Origin of the sequence: Corynebacterium stationis (genome assembly GCF_001941345.1) — a bacterium.
Classification (GTDB): Bacteria; Actinomycetota; Actinomycetes; order Mycobacteriales; family Mycobacteriaceae; genus Corynebacterium; species Corynebacterium stationis.
Window position 1 is genome coordinate 796,781 of sequence record NZ_CP009251.1, and the last position, 15,395, is coordinate 812,175.

14 protein-coding genes are annotated in these 15,395 nt (G+C 56.0%); 4 read left to right on the forward strand and 10 right to left on the reverse strand.

Going from position 1 to position 15,395, the window contains the following annotated elements; genetic code table 11:
- The 8 genes from CSTAT_RS03835 to CSTAT_RS03870 all read right to left on the reverse strand — a co-directional run bounded on the left by CSTAT_RS03835 (window position 1) and on the right by CSTAT_RS03870 (window position 10,045).
- Window positions 1-834, reverse strand: coding sequence for an ABC transporter permease (locus CSTAT_RS03835; protein ID WP_075722524.1), 834 nt, complete (start codon window positions 832-834; stop codon window positions 1-3).
- On the reverse strand, window positions 831-1,766 hold the full coding sequence (locus CSTAT_RS03840) for an ABC transporter permease (RefSeq protein ID WP_244892898.1): 936 nt from the start codon (window positions 1,764-1,766) through the stop codon (window positions 831-833). The genes CSTAT_RS03835 and CSTAT_RS03840 overlap by 4 nt, the downstream gene beginning before the upstream one ends.
- Complete coding sequence (locus tag CSTAT_RS03845; RefSeq protein WP_075722525.1) at window positions 1,763-3,292, reverse strand: ABC transporter substrate-binding protein; 1,530 nt, start codon at window positions 3,290-3,292, stop codon at window positions 1,763-1,765. Before CSTAT_RS03845 ends, CSTAT_RS03840 begins: the two co-directional genes overlap by 4 nt.
- A gap of 41 nt (window positions 3,293-3,333) precedes the next feature.
- Window positions 3,334-4,107, reverse strand: a complete 774-nt coding sequence (locus CSTAT_RS03850; RefSeq protein WP_075722526.1) for a GntR family transcriptional regulator — start codon at window positions 4,105-4,107, stop codon at window positions 3,334-3,336.
- A gap of 224 nt (window positions 4,108-4,331) precedes the next feature.
- A complete protein-coding gene (locus tag CSTAT_RS03855) occupies window positions 4,332-5,339 on the reverse strand; it encodes an LLM class flavin-dependent oxidoreductase (RefSeq protein ID WP_075722527.1) in 1,008 nt (335 codons plus the stop codon).
- 129 nt (window positions 5,340-5,468) lie between these two features.
- Window positions 5,469-6,833, reverse strand: coding sequence for a branched-chain amino acid transport system II carrier protein (gene brnQ / locus CSTAT_RS03860; RefSeq protein ID WP_066792820.1), 1,365 nt, complete (start codon window positions 6,831-6,833; stop codon window positions 5,469-5,471).
- A 115-nt stretch (window positions 6,834-6,948) separates the two neighbouring features.
- On the reverse strand, window positions 6,949-8,130 hold the full coding sequence (locus CSTAT_RS03865; RefSeq protein WP_075722528.1) for a MalY/PatB family protein: 1,182 nt from the start codon (window positions 8,128-8,130) through the stop codon (window positions 6,949-6,951).
- A 10-nt stretch (window positions 8,131-8,140) separates the two neighbouring features.
- On the reverse strand, window positions 8,141-10,045 hold the full coding sequence (locus tag CSTAT_RS03870) for an ABC transporter ATP-binding protein (RefSeq protein WP_075722529.1): 1,905 nt from the start codon (window positions 10,043-10,045) through the stop codon (window positions 8,141-8,143).
- 153 nt (window positions 10,046-10,198) lie between these two features.
- On the opposite strand from CSTAT_RS03870, the gene CSTAT_RS03875 reads away from it, so the two are divergent.
- Both CSTAT_RS03875 and idi read left to right on the forward strand, forming a co-directional pair.
- Window positions 10,199-10,756, forward strand: coding sequence for a hypothetical protein (locus CSTAT_RS03875; protein ID WP_075722530.1), 558 nt, complete (start codon window positions 10,199-10,201; stop codon window positions 10,754-10,756).
- Window positions 10,756-11,328 carry an isopentenyl-diphosphate Delta-isomerase gene (idi, locus tag CSTAT_RS03880; RefSeq protein WP_075722531.1) on the forward strand — a complete coding sequence of 191 codons (573 nt, stop codon included), beginning with the start codon at window positions 10,756-10,758 and terminating at the stop codon, window positions 11,326-11,328. The genes CSTAT_RS03875 and idi overlap by 1 nt, the downstream gene beginning before the upstream one ends.
- Here the strand turns inward: idi and CSTAT_RS03885 are convergent.
- Window positions 11,325-12,680, reverse strand: coding sequence for a carboxylesterase family protein (locus tag CSTAT_RS03885; protein ID WP_075722532.1), 1,356 nt, complete (start codon window positions 12,678-12,680; stop codon window positions 11,325-11,327). The two genes, idi and CSTAT_RS03885, sit on opposite strands and share 4 nt — an antisense overlap.
- A gap of 54 nt (window positions 12,681-12,734) precedes the next feature.
- Here CSTAT_RS03885 and CSTAT_RS03890 point away from each other — a divergent pair, with 54 nt between their 5' ends.
- Window positions 12,735-12,932, forward strand: coding sequence for a hypothetical protein (locus CSTAT_RS03890; RefSeq protein WP_075722533.1), 198 nt, complete (start codon window positions 12,735-12,737; stop codon window positions 12,930-12,932).
- A gap of 1 nt (window position 12,933) precedes the next feature.
- Entirely contained in the window at window positions 12,934-13,266 is a 333-nt protein-coding gene (locus CSTAT_RS03895) for a hypothetical protein (protein WP_066792829.1), read from the forward strand.
- A 3-nt stretch (window positions 13,267-13,269) separates the two neighbouring features.
- Here the strand turns inward: CSTAT_RS03895 and malQ are convergent, their stop codons facing one another.
- On the reverse strand, window positions 13,270-15,393 hold the full coding sequence (gene malQ, locus CSTAT_RS03900; RefSeq protein ID WP_075722534.1) for a 4-alpha-glucanotransferase: 2,124 nt from the start codon (window positions 15,391-15,393) through the stop codon (window positions 13,270-13,272).
- Between the last annotated feature and the right edge of the window lie 2 nt (window positions 15,394-15,395).

Here is a 15,395-nt window from a genome sequence, read left to right on the forward strand (position 1 = left end):
TTAATTCCTCCGGGTGAGTTGACGCGGGTCTAAGATATCGCGAAGGCCATCGCCAAGCAGGTTAAACCCCAAAACTGTCAATGCGATGGCAAGCCCTGGCCACAGCGTTAGCGTGGGGTTAACCGCCAGCAGCGATTGGGCATCTTGAAGCATGCGCCCCCAAGATGCGGCGGGTGGGGCGGTGCCTAATCCGAGGTAGCTCAGCGCCGCCTCTGCCAGGATGGCGAGCGCAAAATACACCGAAGATTGAACGATAACTAACCCAGAGATATTCGGGAAGACGTGACGGTAGGCAATCTGAAATTCGGAGACTTTAGAGACACGCGCCGCTGCGATGAAGTCTTGCGACATCACCTGCAAAGTGCCAGAGCGTGACACCCGGGCAAAAGAGGGAATGCCGGCGACACCGATGGCGATCATGGCCGTTAGCGTCGAAGGTCCCCACACAGCACCGGCGATAATCGCCAGCAACAGCGCCGGGAAAGCCAGCAACAGGTCAGCGCTGCGCATAACCAGGGAGTCGAGGAACTTCCCCTGGCGCATACCGGCGGCAATACCCAGCGGTACGCCAATGGCAGCGGAAATCGCAACGGCGATAATGCCGACAAAAAGCGTAATCTGCGCGCCCACCAGCAAACGCGAAAGCACATCGCGGCCGAAGCGGTCGGTGCCCAAAAGATGCTCGGCGCTACCTCCTGCTAAACGCTCTGTAGGAATCGCGAGCAAGGGATCATAAGGAGTCCACACTACAGACACCAGGGCTGCAAGTACCGTGGCACCGACAATAATCAAGCCGATCCAGCCCGTGACAGATAGTCGTCGCAAAAGGCTCATGAGCGTGCTCCTTGGCGCAGGCGGGGGTCGATTAGGCGGTAGGCGGCATCGGTAAGCGCATTAATCGTCAAGGTAAATGCCACGAGCACCATGACCAGGGATTGGACGGTGGTTAAATCGCGGACGGAGACTGCATCGAGAAGCATGGAGCCTAAACCTGGAATGACAAAAACCTCTTCGATGACCACGGCGCCGACAATCAGCGTGGTAAATTGCACGCCCGCCACCGTAAGCACCGGCAGCGCAGCATTACGCAGGCCATGACGCCACAAGGCCCTGGTAGTGGATTGACCGAGTGCGCGCGCGGTGCGGATGTAGTCCTGGTTTAAAACATCCAAAATGGCCGAGCGGACATAGCGGGTTAAAATCGCGCCCTGCACCAGCGCCAAAGCAATCACCGGCATGACCAAGTGGGAAAGGAAGGAGCCCACGCCCTGATTGGGCGGCGACCAGCCATTAGCCGGCAGCCAGCCTAGCTGCACAGCGAAAATCGCGACCAGGATAATACCCACTAAAAAGCTTGGGATGGCGATGCCCAGCTGCGTGAGAGCATTGCTTATCGATGCCTTCCGCTGCGCCGTCCACATCCCCAAAGGAATCGCAATCACCAAAGCGAGTAGCAATGCCACACCGACCAAGATGAGGGAGACCTGCGCGCGGTCAATAACTTGCGCGGTGATATTTTGCTGCGAAGCCAAGGAAACTCCGAAGTCCCCGGTGAGAAGACCACCGAGCCACTGGCCATATTGCGCAAGCAGCGGGCGGTCCAAGCCCATGGTGGTGGTCAATTCCGCAACGGATTCCTCGGTCGCGTTCACACCGAGCGCCACGCGCGCCGGGTTGCCGGGGACGGCGCGCATGAGAAGGAAGATCAACACGGAGGCAGCAGCCAGGGTCAGCATGTAGCGACCCAGCACTTTGAGCAGCGTCACTGAGCGTCCTCCTTGAGGTTCCGCAAGACCATGGCATCAGTAATAGCATTGACCTGCAAACCGGAAATGCCCGGGTCAGAGATAACAATATTGGGCATATTCATCAAAGTCAGCGCCGCCGCATCATCCATGATGGTAAAAATCGCATCAGACATAAGCGCGTGGTAGCGCTCCGGTGAATCCGCAGTATCGGCCGCGGCTAAAAGCTCCCGTGTGGCTTCGGAGTCGTAGCCCAAGTAATAGTCCGGGTTGCCGAAAAGTACTGGGACATCGTGCGGTTCGACGTGCGAAATCAGCGACATCTGATAATCCTGCGCACCCATGACCTGACCTAGCCACACCGCAGGAAACTCAGCGGATTCCAGAGTGACATCAAAACCAATCTCCGTCAGCTGCGAATAAAGCAGTTCGGATGCAATTTGCGCATAGGGCACCGTGGGGATGGTCAAGGTCAGCTTGGTACCTTCAGCGCCAGCTTCACGCATCAATTCTTGGGCACGGGCCGGATCGAATTCATAGAAATTCTTCTCGCTAAACCACGGGTCCGTCGGTGGCACAGGTTGCCCGCCGGTATCTTCTGCTAGGCCTTCCCAAATCACTTCATTTAACGCCGCGCGGTCCACGCCGTAGGCTACAGCCTGGCGGATGCGGGGGTCATCGAAAGGCGCTGCGTTATTATTCATCGACAGCAAGATTTCGCCATTGGTGGTGCCGACCTCAACAGCAAATTCCTCAGGCAGGGTATTGAGCAGCTCCGGGGTTTGCATAGACCAGACCACATCAACTTGGCCGGCCTGCAAAGCATTCAGCGAGCTTAGTGCATCCGGGTAAAAGGAAATGGTGACAGCAGAGGCTGCCGGGGCGCCCCAATAGTCTGGGTTGGGTTTGAGTGCTATAAATTCCCCGGTGGAAAACTGCCGCAGCTGATAAGGGCCGGTGCCCACCGGTTCGGTTGCTAGCTTATCGATGCCCCCTGGGCTCATCATCGCACCAACCGCCGTCGACATATTCCACAGCCAGGACTGCGAAGGTTGCTCGAGTGTGACTTTTAAAGTGTGCTCATCTTGGACCTCAGCGGCTTTTACCGGTGCCATCTGCGAGGCGATGCCATTGGACCATTCGTTGAGTACGTAGTCGATGGAGAATTTTGCAGTCTCGGCGTTGAATTGATCGCCATTGGAAAAATACACGTCATCGCGAAGATGAAAAGTATAAGTGGTGGCATCGCCGCTTACGTCCCAGGACGAGGCCAAGTGGGGGATGATGTTACCGGATTCAGGATCGATGGTGACGAGGGTTTCGTAGACGTTGTCCATCAACGCGGCGGGAATGGCTGCGCCACCGGTGGTGGTGAAATCCAGCGAGGTCGCTGAAGATGTCGTGGCAATGGTGATCGCAGAAGTGCTGGAGCTTCCGGAGTCTTCAGGATTGACAACCGCGGTATGCCCGGCGGCGCAGCCGGTCAACACCAGTGCGCTGGCGGTCAGTGTTAGAAACCGAAGCCGATTTCTAGTGGGCGAAGTCATACAGGAAGAGTAACCAATGCCGACTAAAAAGTGGAATTTACCTACTTGGCAAAAATTTCAGAATTGCGCATGGAAATATTCAGCGGGGAAGGGGTGCCAGCTATGCAGTTATAGGACAATGTCAGGCCTTCAAAAAGCTGCTGCATTTCCGTGTATTCAACCGGGGTGCCGCTATGATCCGAGAGTGAAATCTTAGAAAAAACAGTGGGCGAGCCCGTTGCAATCTCCAACAGTTTGGCGTCTTCTTCACTAGCGATTGCGCCGTACATTTCACGGCGGCCATGGTCGAGCCCGAGCCCGACGTCGCGAAGCTTGGCATGCAGGGAACCTTCATCGGGATCCATGTAGAGGACGTGCTTTCCTACTGGCAGGCGAAAGTAGCTGCGTTCAACCGTGATAGGGCGGCCATTGGCAAAGCGGACGCGGTGCACAAAGACCACGGGGTCTTCCTCTTTGATGGCGAGCATCTCAGCTACATGAGCAGGAGCGGGGCAGCGCGCCATCCACAAAGTCTTGGAGCTTGCTTCCCAACCGTTGGATTCAATCCAGTCGTGGGTAGAAATAAAAGTCTCAAAGGTCTCAGTTTTTTCGTGCCCAAGTACTACAGAACGGCGACCGCGACCTGACGAGATAAAGCCCTCCGTCCGCAACGAGGCAAGAGCCTGTCTTACCGGGCCGCGAGATGTATCGAACTCCCCGCAAAGCTCAGCCTCGGATGGCAGAAGACTACCCGCTGGCATCTCACCTGACAGGATTCTGCCGCGTAGGTGTTCGGCAATTTTTATATGCTGCTGAGGCACACGGCGGGCAGACATCGTGAGTGGCTCCTCTTTAGGGTACTTCGAGCCCCAAAACTTACTTCAGGCAGTGGGGCAGGGTTGAATATGGGTAGGTTAGGCTCCTGAAAAGCCTTTATCTATCAATCAACCACTATTTGGTGCTTCTTCGGCAGTTTAACAAGGTCTTCCCCAGACGGCAGTTAGAGGGGGTGAAGCCAGCGGGGGGCATCATCTCTAACTGCCTGAATCTCCGAAAGCTGTTATTTAGTACCCCATGCATCGGCCAGGATCTCTAAGCTTTGCAAGGTCGAGGCGCGTGATGTGCCCTGTAAAGAGATCATGAGTTCATCAGCAGCAGCGAGTTCCTGGAAGTCGGTGAGGTAGTCGCGGATGTCGTCCTTGGTACCGATGGCAGAGTAGCGCAGCATATCGAGTACCTGCTGTCCCTGTGGGGTTGCAACGATTTGTTCTACCTGCTCGTCGGTGAGGTAACGTCCGCGGCCGACCATGGTGCGCACGCGGTTGAAACACACCTTTTCAAAAAGCTCATTGGCTTCGTCCTGGGTTTCGGCGGCGGTGACGTTGACGCCGGCGATGACATAAGGGGCATCCAAGACCTCAGAGGGCTGGAAATTCTCGCGGTAGTAGCGTGTCGCCTGCTCTAGGTGCGTGGGCGCGAAGTGCGACGCGAAAGCATAAGGCAAGCCGTACTTGGCAGCTAGTGAGGCACCAAACATGGATGAGCCCAGAATATATAGCGGCACATTGGTGCCAGCGCCAGGAACAGCCTGCACACCAGGGATAGGCGACTTATCCGCTAGGTAGGCCTGTAGCTCGCGGACGTCTTCGGGGAAGCGCTCAGCGGCATTGTAGTCACGGCGCAGTGCACGCCCGAGCGTCTGCGCATCGGTGCCAGGGGCGCGGCCCAGGCCTAAATCGATGCGGTCGGGGTACATCTCCTCGAGGGTGCCGAACTGCTCGGCGATGACATAAGGGGAGTGGTTCGGCAACATGATGCCGCCGGCGCCTAAGCGAATGGAGTTGGTCTTGGCACCGATGTGCGCGATTAGAACCGCGGGACTAGAAGAGCTAATCGATGGCATGTTGTGGTGCTCTGTGTACCACATGCGCAAGTACCCAAGTTCTTCTGCGCGCTGCGCCAAATCGACGGAGTGCTGGATTGATGCTTGCGGGGTTTCACCTTCATAGATTGTGCAGAAATCCAGCACGGACAGCTGCGCGCGCGAGGTGTTTTTCGGTTCAGTCATTAAAATCTTCTCCAACAATCCTTTTCGAGTGCATAAAAAATCCTGCCAACCAGGATGCGGGTGGCAGGAGGCTAATTTTGCTTAAAAATTAGCCAGACGCTAAGGAAATAATTACTTGTTCATTATTTCCTAGACGGCCTCACGTCGTGCATTCTTGGTGGCGATATCAATAACGACACCAATGATGATGACGATGAAGGTAGGCGTAATCCAGCCTAAGTCCAAATCCTGACCCGGCGATAGGTTCAACACCGGTTCCAAGATATTTGTTCCCCAGCCCTGTGCGGCGATGGTTGTCAGTGCCGACCAGATGACTGAGGTCCACAGCGCCAGGCGGTAGGTCCAGTAGAAACCAACGACCTTGCGTACCAGTGGCTGCACCAAAGTCAGCACGATCAAGGTGATCGCTGGTGGGTACAAGAAGACGATGAATGGAACCGCAACGGCCATAACGGCATCGAGCCCGCGGAAAGCAATGGCGATGGACAGCACCGTGAAGATGATTGCCCATACGTGGTAGCTCAACTTTGGAACCAGGGTGTTGAAAAATGCGGAGGTTGCAGAAATCAGGCCGACCGCGGTGGTCAAGCATGCGAGGATAACAATCAGCGAGAAGATGGTTTGACCTGGAGTTCCCATAGTCAGGTTCGCGGAATCTGCGAGCAAAGCCGCGCCAGATTCATAGGACTGACCATTTGGAACAGTCTGCGCCATGTAACCCAGGCCGAGGTAGATACCTGCGAGCAAAACGCCGGCGATGACTCCGGTCAGAACGGTCGAACGCACCAGCGTGCCGCCACTGCCGAAGCCTTTAGCGCGCAGGGATCCAATGATCACGATGCCGAAAGCCAGGCCGGCGATGGCGTCCATGGTGTTGTAGCCTTCAAAAAGGCCGGTGACCATTGGGGTCGAAGAGTAGTCCTCAGTCGGTGCCCCAGGCAGGCGCTCGTAGTTAAAGATTGCCAAGCAGATCAAAGCGATTAACAAGATGACCAGAGCTGGAGTCAAAAAGCGGCCCAGCACGTCAATGACAGAGTTCTTCTTCCAAGACAAAGCCAGGGCGATACCGAAGAAGATCAGGTTGAAGATGCCATTCGCGGCAGTGCCTTCCCAGCCGACCAGCGGGGTGACAGCGGTTTCCATGGCAACAGCACCGGTACGCGGCAGTGCATAGAAAGCACCGATGGAAAGGTAAGCCATCACGGAGAAAATAACACCAAAGAACACGCCGCCGCGTGCTGCGAGGTCGCGCACGCTGTAGCCAGAAATTGCCACGGCGACAATCGCAGCCACAGGAAGCAGCACTCCGGCGATGAGGAAGCCGATAATCGCTGGCCAGAAGTTAGTACCGGAGCTGACTCCCACCATCGGTGGGAAGATAAGGTTGCCGGCACCAAAGAACATCGAAAACAGCGTTAACGAGGCGATGACGATGGTAAGCAGCGGCGAAGGAACCTTTGACTTCGCAGGTGCAGACGCGACGGTGTCAGACATTGAAGTGCCCGTCCTTTGGAATTGTAGGTGTGCAAAATGGTCGTCTAAGCGCGGAAGAATCCGCACTTACTTAGTGCGTGGGATATTACATTCCGCACCGTGAGATCGCAATAGCTTAGTTGTCGGACACCCTGGCAATAGCAGTGGCGATGCGGTCGATGGCCTCTTCGAGAATCTCCGGCGAGGTCGCGAAATTCATGCGTGCTTGGTGCGCGCCGCCCTCGCCGAAAGTCACGCCCTCGTTAAAGGCCACGCGCGCGTGCTGGATAAGCCAGGCGGCGGGATGTTCTATATCTCCAATCGCGGTGTTGCGGAAGTCCAACCACAAAAGATAGGTCGAGTCCGGCTTAGAGGTAACCAGTCCTGGAATGCGCTTCGGCAGCTCTTCGACCAGCCAGTCGCGGGTGCTGCGCAAGTATTCAATTTCTTCTTCGAGGTGCGGAATTCCATCGCGATAGGCAGCTTCAGCAGCGATGATGCCTAAGGTTCCGACGCCATCTTGTGCTACGTGAGGCAAAGAATTCCAGGTCTTCACGTCTTCATCATTGGAGAAGATGATCTGCGCGCACTTAAGTCCTGCGAAATTCCAGGCCTTCGACGTTGCGGTAATGGTCATCGTTACCCGTGCTGCAGCATCGGAGAGACTAGCAACCGAGATGTGTTGGCCGTCGAGAACCAGCGGCGCGTGGATCTCATCAGATAAGATGCGCGCGTCGTATTTATTGGCCAACTCCACCAGTTCATGGAGGTGTTCTTCATCGAAGACATAGCCCAGTGGGTTATAAGGATTCGCCAACAAGATGGAGCCGGCGCCGTCGGCAAAAGCCCGCTCAATCGATTCCAGGTCGAGGCGAGGCTTTTCGCCTTCTTTCAAATCACCGTTGGCGGGGCTAACACCGACATCGATGCGCTTGCGCCCGGCAGTTTCTGGCAATTCCAAAAAAGGTGGGTAAGCCGGCAGTGGAACCACGACGGGGGAGTCCGGGCGGGTGAAATACTGGATTCCCAGCAGCAGGCCACGCACGACATCACCGATCCAGAAGACCTTCTTCGGGTCTGGACGCCAGCCGTAGCGCTTGGCGTGGAACTCAGAGACCGCTCCGCCGAGATCTACAGTGCCCGGTGCTGGGCTGTAGCCAAAGCATTCGCGCTCGGTGTAATCGAGCAGCACCTCTTTGATAACCGGCGCGGTAGGAAAATCGCTTTCGGCAATAAAAAGTGGCAGGACATCGGGCTCAAACTGAGTCCACTTACGGGTAAAACGGGCGCGTAATTCATCTTGAGTAGGAAACTTCATGTTTTCTACCCTAGTCCTCTACAACCTCATCTTCGTCTATGGATTCATTCTCAGCTCCGGACTCATGAGCAAACCCGTACTTCTTCAAGCGTGCGCGATCTGCAGCCGATGCCGACGAGGTCAATTTCAGCAACTGCGCATAGATACCACCGGTGGTCGATAGCTCGGCTGGCGAACCCATCTCATCCACCACTCCCTTGTCCAAGGTGATGATGGTGTCGACGTTGGCGATCGTCGACAAGCGATGGGCGATGATCAACGTCGTGCGATCTTTCATCAGCTCTTCCAAACCTGCCTGCACGGCGCGCTCGGACTTAGTATCAAGCGCGGAGGTCGCCTCATCCAATACCAGGATGGGGGCGTCTTTCAACATGGCGCGGGCAACGGCGACGCGTTGTTTTTGACCACCGGAAAGGCGCAATCCTCTCTCGCCGATGATGGTGTTGTAGCCATCGGGGAAAGCCTGGATGAATTCGTGGGCATTGGCGCGCTTGGCCACCTCGATGATTTCTTCTTCGCTGGCATCAGGTTTGCCGTAGGCAATATTTTCACTAATCGTGCCGGAAAAGAGGAAAGCTTCCTGAAAGACCACACCGACGGAGGCGCGCAGGCGTGCTGTGGTGAGCTCATCGACGTCGTGGCCAAGTACTTCCAGGTTGCCTTTGGTGGGCTGGTAAAGCCCAAGCAACAGGTTGACCAGAGTAGATTTACCGCCACCGGACTCGCCAACCAGTGCGACCTTCTCGCCCTTGCGAGCACTAAAGCTCACGCCCTGGATAACTGGCTTGTCTTCTTCATAAGCGAAGGTGACATCATCGAATGTGAAAATCGGCACTGATGGATCAGCCGGCACCTCCAAGGGCTGCACCTGGGTGATGTCGAGTTCAGGTTCGTGGATGGCGCGGGTGGCATCGATAAGCGTTCTATCTACCGTGGGCTCTACTTCCTGCTCCATGACTTCGAAGTACTCCCGCGAACCACCGATGGCGCGCTGTGCCGAATCAACCATCCAACTCATCATGAAGACTGGCTGCTTGGCCATGGTGACCATTTGGATGAGCATGACCATATCGCCAATGGAGAAATGACCTTCCAGCGTGCGCCAGAAAATGACGGCGTAGATGCCGAAGAAAACCACAGCCATCGCCAAGCTGCGGAATGTATCCATGGTGTGCCACCAGCGTGACTGTGGGCGCGTGCTGGAGACATAACCGCGGTAGTGCTTGGAAAAGACATCCAGCTCGCGGATTTCGGCGACGAAAGACTTCGCCACTTTCATCTGGCCGACCACCTCAGCAAAGCGACCATTAGCGATATCGATGTGCTCGTTTTTGACCTTCTCGAACTTCAACCAGCGCTTCGAGGTCAGCGCGGTCAGCCACATGTAGATGGGGAAAAGAATTGCCAGCAAAATTGCCAGCGGCCAGTAATAAAAGGCAGTGATGGCCAAAATTGCAATGACCTGAATGATCATCGTAAAGAAGTTATTGGAAAAAGACTGCAGGAACTGGGTGATGAACATGATTGAGCGATCCAGTCGCGCAATGATGGTGCCAGTGACCTGGTTGTCGTAATAGCCCTGCGGCAGACTCAGCAGCTTGGCGTAATAGCGGGTGGAGAGAATCTGGCGCAGCCGAGAAATCATCACATCGCCGATATAGCCGCCGATATTACGGACAACGCCGTTGGCCGCATCGGCAGCCAACAAGACAACGGCAAGGCCTAAGACCGTGACAAGTGCGGTGCGAATAACCTCATCGCCGTTCAAAGCTTGCACGATGGTGTCGGTTGCTTCACGGACGATAAAAGGCGAGGCGAGCGCTAGTGCGGCGCCGATAGCCGAAGTTATGATAACGCCAAGGTAAAAGGGCCATAATGCTTGGGCATTTTTAATAATTTTGGCCAGAGAATTCACGAACTAATGCTCCAGAGATTTTATTTAAGTTATGGGGATATTCAGACCGGAAAGTATGCCACTTTTGTCCAAGCGATGCCCTGTTTTGTGAGTGGGTAGACTAAAGTGCAGTTTGAGAAGTTTGTGTCATGCCAGAAGGGAAAAGATCCTCAAGTGCCATCATCCCGCGTCATTGTATCTGCCATAGCCAGCGTAAGTATTGCGGGCGTAGCCCTTGCAGGCTGCTCTTTTTTCAACCCTGAACCAAGCGGATTGGGCTCTGATGAAGACCTCGTGGTCAGCACCTCTGAGGTGCCGTCGTACCAGCCTGAAGAAACCGAAGAGCAACTCATCACCGGTGATATCCCCGAACCGGTCAAGGACGAAGGCTATGGCGTGACCTGGTGGAATCAGGGCGCGTACCAGGATAATATTTCCGGCTCCGTAGTGACCATTAAGGTGCGCAATGACACCGATTTGCCATTGCCTGCCGATGCCATCTCCGACCCGGTACTTGAAGTTGCCGACGGCAACGGTGGTTGGTCTGGCGTTGACCTTTTGCCTTATGACCCTGATGTGAATACGAATGTGGTTGCACCCGGTCTGGACCGGCCATTGGGTGCGGGGGCCTCAACGAATTTGCAGTATCGTTTCGATGTTGCGCCCGGGAATTTGTGGAATGCGCGATTAAAAATCGGCAATGTTGTCTGGGAAGGATCACTGACTCTTTAATGCACAAAAATCTAAACACACACTCCACTGATGAAGTTGTCATCCTTGCAGATGAGAACGGTCAACCCGCAGGCACCGAGAACAAGGTCGTGGTGCACACCGCGGATACGCCGTTGCACTTTGCCTTTTCCGCATGGTTGGTACGCGACGGGAAGCTGCTGCTCACGCGACGGGCTTTGACGAAGCAGACCTGGCCGGGTGTGTGGACGAATTCCTTCTGTGGACATCCAGCGCCAGGGGAGAGCAATGCCGAGGCAGTGTATCGCCGCGCGCGGGTGGAATTGGGCATTGACCCAGCAGATCTCTCGGCGCCGGAAGAAGTACTCCCGGATTTTGCTTACCGCGCGGTGGATTCCTCCGGCATTGTGGAAAACGAAATCTGCCCGGTCTTTATTACGACGCTTGCCGCAGGCGCGAGCTTTGAACCCAACCCAGAAGAAGTGGATTCTTATGAGTGGGTTGATATTGAGAAGGCAATCGCAGCTATTGACGCCACCCCCGGGGTATTTTCCCCGTGGATGGTAGAAGAACTCTCGCACTCGCAGCTGCGCGAGACTTTGCTCGGGCGCTAGAAGCCCATCTCTTCTAAGTTCATTGGGTACGCCGGATATAAGTAATCCAGCGTGCCCTTTTCTATTGTCTGCTCGCCGGTCTCTAAGTTGTACACCATCACCGTGCGGCGGTCTTCCTCGGATTGCGCACGGTATTGTGGCAGCCCTTCGGGCTTACCGGTGCGGATGAAAGACTGCACCCAGTTATTGAGAATGCGCGCGGTCTCGGCCTTTTTCTCATCGCGGACATCGACGGTGTGCACGCCGAAGAGATAGCGCAGCTCATCACAGTGCAGCGCGGGTTTAGTGGTTTTGGTAAATTCCAGCATCCACGTATCACCCGGGGCGGCGTCACCTGCCCAGGCGACCCAGCGGCGAATCTGCGTATCGCCGATGCTGCGGCCCATGGTGCGGGCCGGATCAATCTTATCGGCGGCGAATTTCCACAGGTCATAGGACTCTTTACGCAGCCCCATCAGGATAGAGGTCTTCTTTATTATCCAGCGTTTAAAGAAGCTGTCTTTCAAATTATCGGCCCATTTGCCGCCGATATCGTGGTAGAACTCATCGCGCGTGGACGCCAACAAGACTGGTACATCGGCTAATTCTTCCGGCTGAAAAGGCGCGGGGCCAAGCGCCATGTCCAAAATATAGCGCGTGCGAAACAGCTTAAAGGTACGCTTTAAGCGCTTTGGCGAGGCCTTTTCAAAAGACCGACGGGTAATCGGCTTGCCAAAGAAGGCGCGCAAGGTGCCTTTGCGCTGTGCGAAAGAATGGCGTGGATAGCACGGGGAAATCGCGATGACCCGGCGAAAGCCCCCACGAAAGTGGTCTTTGCGCATCAACCACAATGCGGTGGTGGCGCCGGCGGATTGGCCAATGATAGTGACATTAGTCGGGTCGCCGCCGAAGGCTTCAATGTTTTTCTGCACCCACTCGAGCCCCACCTGGCAGTCATCAATCCCCCGGTAGGTGTGAGGTTCATCGCCCGGAAATTGCACGAAACCTTCAAAGCCCACGCGGTAACCCAGCTGGACTTGGACAACGCCGTGGCGTGCATTCGCAGTGCCCTCGGCACGCGGGTCTTCATGGGTGCCGGATTCAAAGCGTCCACCGTGGATATAGACAACTACAGGGTGGTCGGAGCCTGGGCGGGCATCGTCCGGCGTGGAAATGCTCAGTGCGATTTCATGGGGGCGCTCGACGGTGGCATCGAAAAGCTGCTCTGGCGCAAAATCTGCTGGCTGCGCCGGCGCGTAGCGCGTGGGTAAATCTAAAAAGTCGATGGAGTGGAAGAAATTTACGCCATCGTGAGAAAGGCCCTGATAGATTCCCGCCGGGGCATGAACGAGCACGGTAGACACAGTAGACATGACACACCAGTTTAGCGGTTTCGCTTAAAGCTTATGAGCTAGAATCTCGAAGTGATGGAGTGGTTTAGAGAATTTAGTGACGTGCTCACGGAGCCTTTCGTCACAGCGCCGGTCTGGCAGCAAATGGGCACCATCATCTTGGTGGGCGTACCAGCGCTCATCGTGCTGGCCTGGGTGCTCATGGGGGTTATTGACCTCATTAGTGGTGCTATCCGCACCGTGATTTCGTCGGATTCATCGGCTACGGGCTAAGATGGGCACCGTGTCAAGCCCTGAATCTAATCCACAATCCTCCGATGACTCCGATCGCAAGGATAAAGAACGCGTAAGCAAAGAACGCGTGGGTTTTGACGATATTTTGCCGTTTAACCTCGACCCCAGCTACGACCCGCGTGAGGGCCTGTGGGATCCTGAGCGCGCTGAGCATGACGAGGAAGTCAAAGACGAGGCCGCCGTTCCGGAACCAGCGCCGCCGGTTCCGGTAGTCAAGCGCAAGCGCGCACTGCCGAGGAGTTGGGTCAATATCACCTTGCGTGCGATGTTTGTGCTGGTGATCCTCGCCGCGCTGTGGGGCCTTTTCTTCTAGCTGCTAAACAGTGCGTTTACTGGTCGCGGTGATGGTGCGAAATAGCGGATTGTCTGCGAGCTGTTCAATTAACACTGGCTGACCTGAGCTATCGCACAACGGAATGCACCAGTTCGGATACAGATCATTGGTGGTTCCCGGCTGGTTTTGCGCGCGAATATCGCCGACCATATCTACTAAATTGGTGCACGTTAATGCCGCAGGTGTGCCTGCAATAAACGCGTGCAGTGCGCCCATGAGCTGAGTCGGATTGCCGCGTTCCTGCCGGGGCAGGTGCGCGAAATCGCGCTCGGGCAAAAGCCCACTTTCAGACATCGAGTGCAGTACCTGCGCTTGGAAGTCGAGGTCCTCGGCAATTTCCTCGTCGACGGGGCGGGTAAAAAGCCCCAGGCGCTCGCGCAGGGTAATGTGCTCGCCGCCGAGATAAGCCAAGGTTGGCGGAAGATCGTGAGTACCTACCGAGGCAAGTGCCAGCGGACGGTATTTGTCCTGCGGCAGGGGAGCGCCGTGTTCATCGCGTTCAAACCACACGATGGATGTGCCCATAAACCCTTTATCGCGCAGGGTGTCTTGAATCCAAGGTTCCATGGTGCCCAGGTCTTCGCCGATAACGACGGCGCCGGTGCGTTCAGCCTCCAGTGCGAGCACGCCCAGCATGGCTTCAAAGTCATAGGCCACATAGGTTCCGTTCGTTGGCGGAGACATGCGCGGAATCCAGAACAAGCGGAAAAGGCCCAAGATATGGTCCACGCGCACACCGCCAGCATTGCGCAGCACCGCTTCGAGCATGTCGCGCCACGGCCTATAGCCGGATTCTGCCAAGCGCACCGGGTGCCATGGCGGCTGTGACCAGTCCTGTCCTTGCTGGTTGTAATCATCCGGTGGCGCGCCCACGGAAGCCTGCGGCGCTAAAAACTCCGCCAAGATTTCTGCATCCGCGCCACCCGGGTGCACGCCCACGGCTAGGTCTGTCACAATGCCAATCTTCATCCCCGCTGCCAGCGCACGCTGCTGCGCAGCGCGGAATTGCTCATCACATAAAAATTGCAGCCACGAATAAAAGGCGATCGCGTAGTCTTGCTCTTCTTCGTCATCGATAGCGTGCCTGCCGGAGACTGCTTCTTTTTGCGCGCACCACAGCGCAAACTGTGCCAGCCCCTTGCCCTCACTGCGGGTAAATTCCAAAAAATCCGCGGTGCGCTCCGGGGTATGTTCCAGTGCGAAAAGCTCCCGCAATACCGCCAGCTTGGCCTCGAAGATTGCATTGCGCTCAATCGGGTCAGCGCTGTGGTTGCGCTCGCGGAATTCGGCAGCGAGTTCGGCAATATCGTCTTGCAGGGAGGCATCGAGAAGCGAAAGCTCTGGGATGTCTTCAATGCGTAAATAGAGGGGATTGATAAACCTCCGGGTGGTGGGAAGATACGGGGAGTCTTCCACTGGTGGCTCCGGTTCGGCCGCGTGCAGCGGGTTGATGAGCAAGAATTCCGCCCCCGCCTCCTGCGCCGCGATTTCCGCCAACTGCGCTAAATCCCCAAAGTCACCCATGCCCCAAGACTGCTCCGAGCGCACCGAATACAGCTGCGCCATGACACCGTAGGCAGGGGACTCCACGTACTTGTCCGCAGTGGTCAGCCGCGGCGGGTAGATAATCAGCGCGCACGTGACCGGGTGGTCAAAGCCATCAGAGCGCAGCACCAACTCGTGGTAGCCCAGCGGCAAATCACCTGGGATGTGGAAGGTCGCAGCGCCCCACAACACGCCATCTACTTCCACAGCAGGTTGGTCATTTGGGTCTTGGTAGACCTCGCGCCGCCCGCCTTTTTCTAGTTCAATGTGCACATCGGCGGAAGCACCGGCATGGACATGGACAGTAAAAGTTTTCTCAGTCCCCGCGGGCGCCACCACGGCAGCAGGCAAAGGCCGAGAAGAACGCGCCAAGTAGTCCAGGTACAAACGGTCAGTGAGTTCTTGCTCAGTAGGGTTGGCGGATAGGGGGACGTCAAGGGCACGGAGAGTGTATTCCAACGTGGCATCAGAAATATCGATCCACTGACCACCTTGGGAGTGATAGCCGGTAGACACCCCGTGGTTGGCTGCGAGCTCTTCCAATAGTTGGCGGTATGTCACAC

Coding starts and splice junctions, on each gene's coding strand:
- CSTAT_RS03835 (WP_075722524.1), bottom strand. CDS start 834: ATGAGCCTTTTGCGACGACTATCTGTCACGGGCTGGATCGGCTTGATT.
- CSTAT_RS03845 (WP_075722525.1), bottom strand. CDS start 3,292: ATGACTTCGCCCACTAGAAATCGGCTTCGGTTTCTAACACTGACCGCC.
- CSTAT_RS03850 (WP_075722526.1), bottom strand. CDS start 4,107: ATGTCTGCCCGCCGTGTGCCTCAGCAGCATATAAAAATTGCCGAACAC.
- CSTAT_RS03855 (WP_075722527.1), bottom strand. CDS start 5,339: ATGACTGAACCGAAAAACACCTCGCGCGCGCAGCTGTCCGTGCTGGAT.
- brnQ (WP_066792820.1), bottom strand. CDS start 6,833: ATGTCTGACACCGTCGCGTCTGCACCTGCGAAGTCAAAGGTTCCTTCG.
- CSTAT_RS03865 (WP_075722528.1), bottom strand. CDS start 8,130: ATGAAGTTTCCTACTCAAGATGAATTACGCGCCCGTTTTACCCGTAAG.
- idi (WP_075722531.1), top strand. CDS start 10,756: ATGCACAAAAATCTAAACACACACTCCACTGATGAAGTTGTCATCCTT.
- CSTAT_RS03885 (WP_075722532.1), bottom strand. CDS start 12,680: ATGTCTACTGTGTCTACCGTGCTCGTTCATGCCCCGGCGGGAATCTAT.
- CSTAT_RS03890 (WP_075722533.1), top strand. CDS start 12,735: ATGGAGTGGTTTAGAGAATTTAGTGACGTGCTCACGGAGCCTTTCGTC.
- CSTAT_RS03895 (WP_066792829.1), top strand. CDS start 12,934: ATGGGCACCGTGTCAAGCCCTGAATCTAATCCACAATCCTCCGATGAC.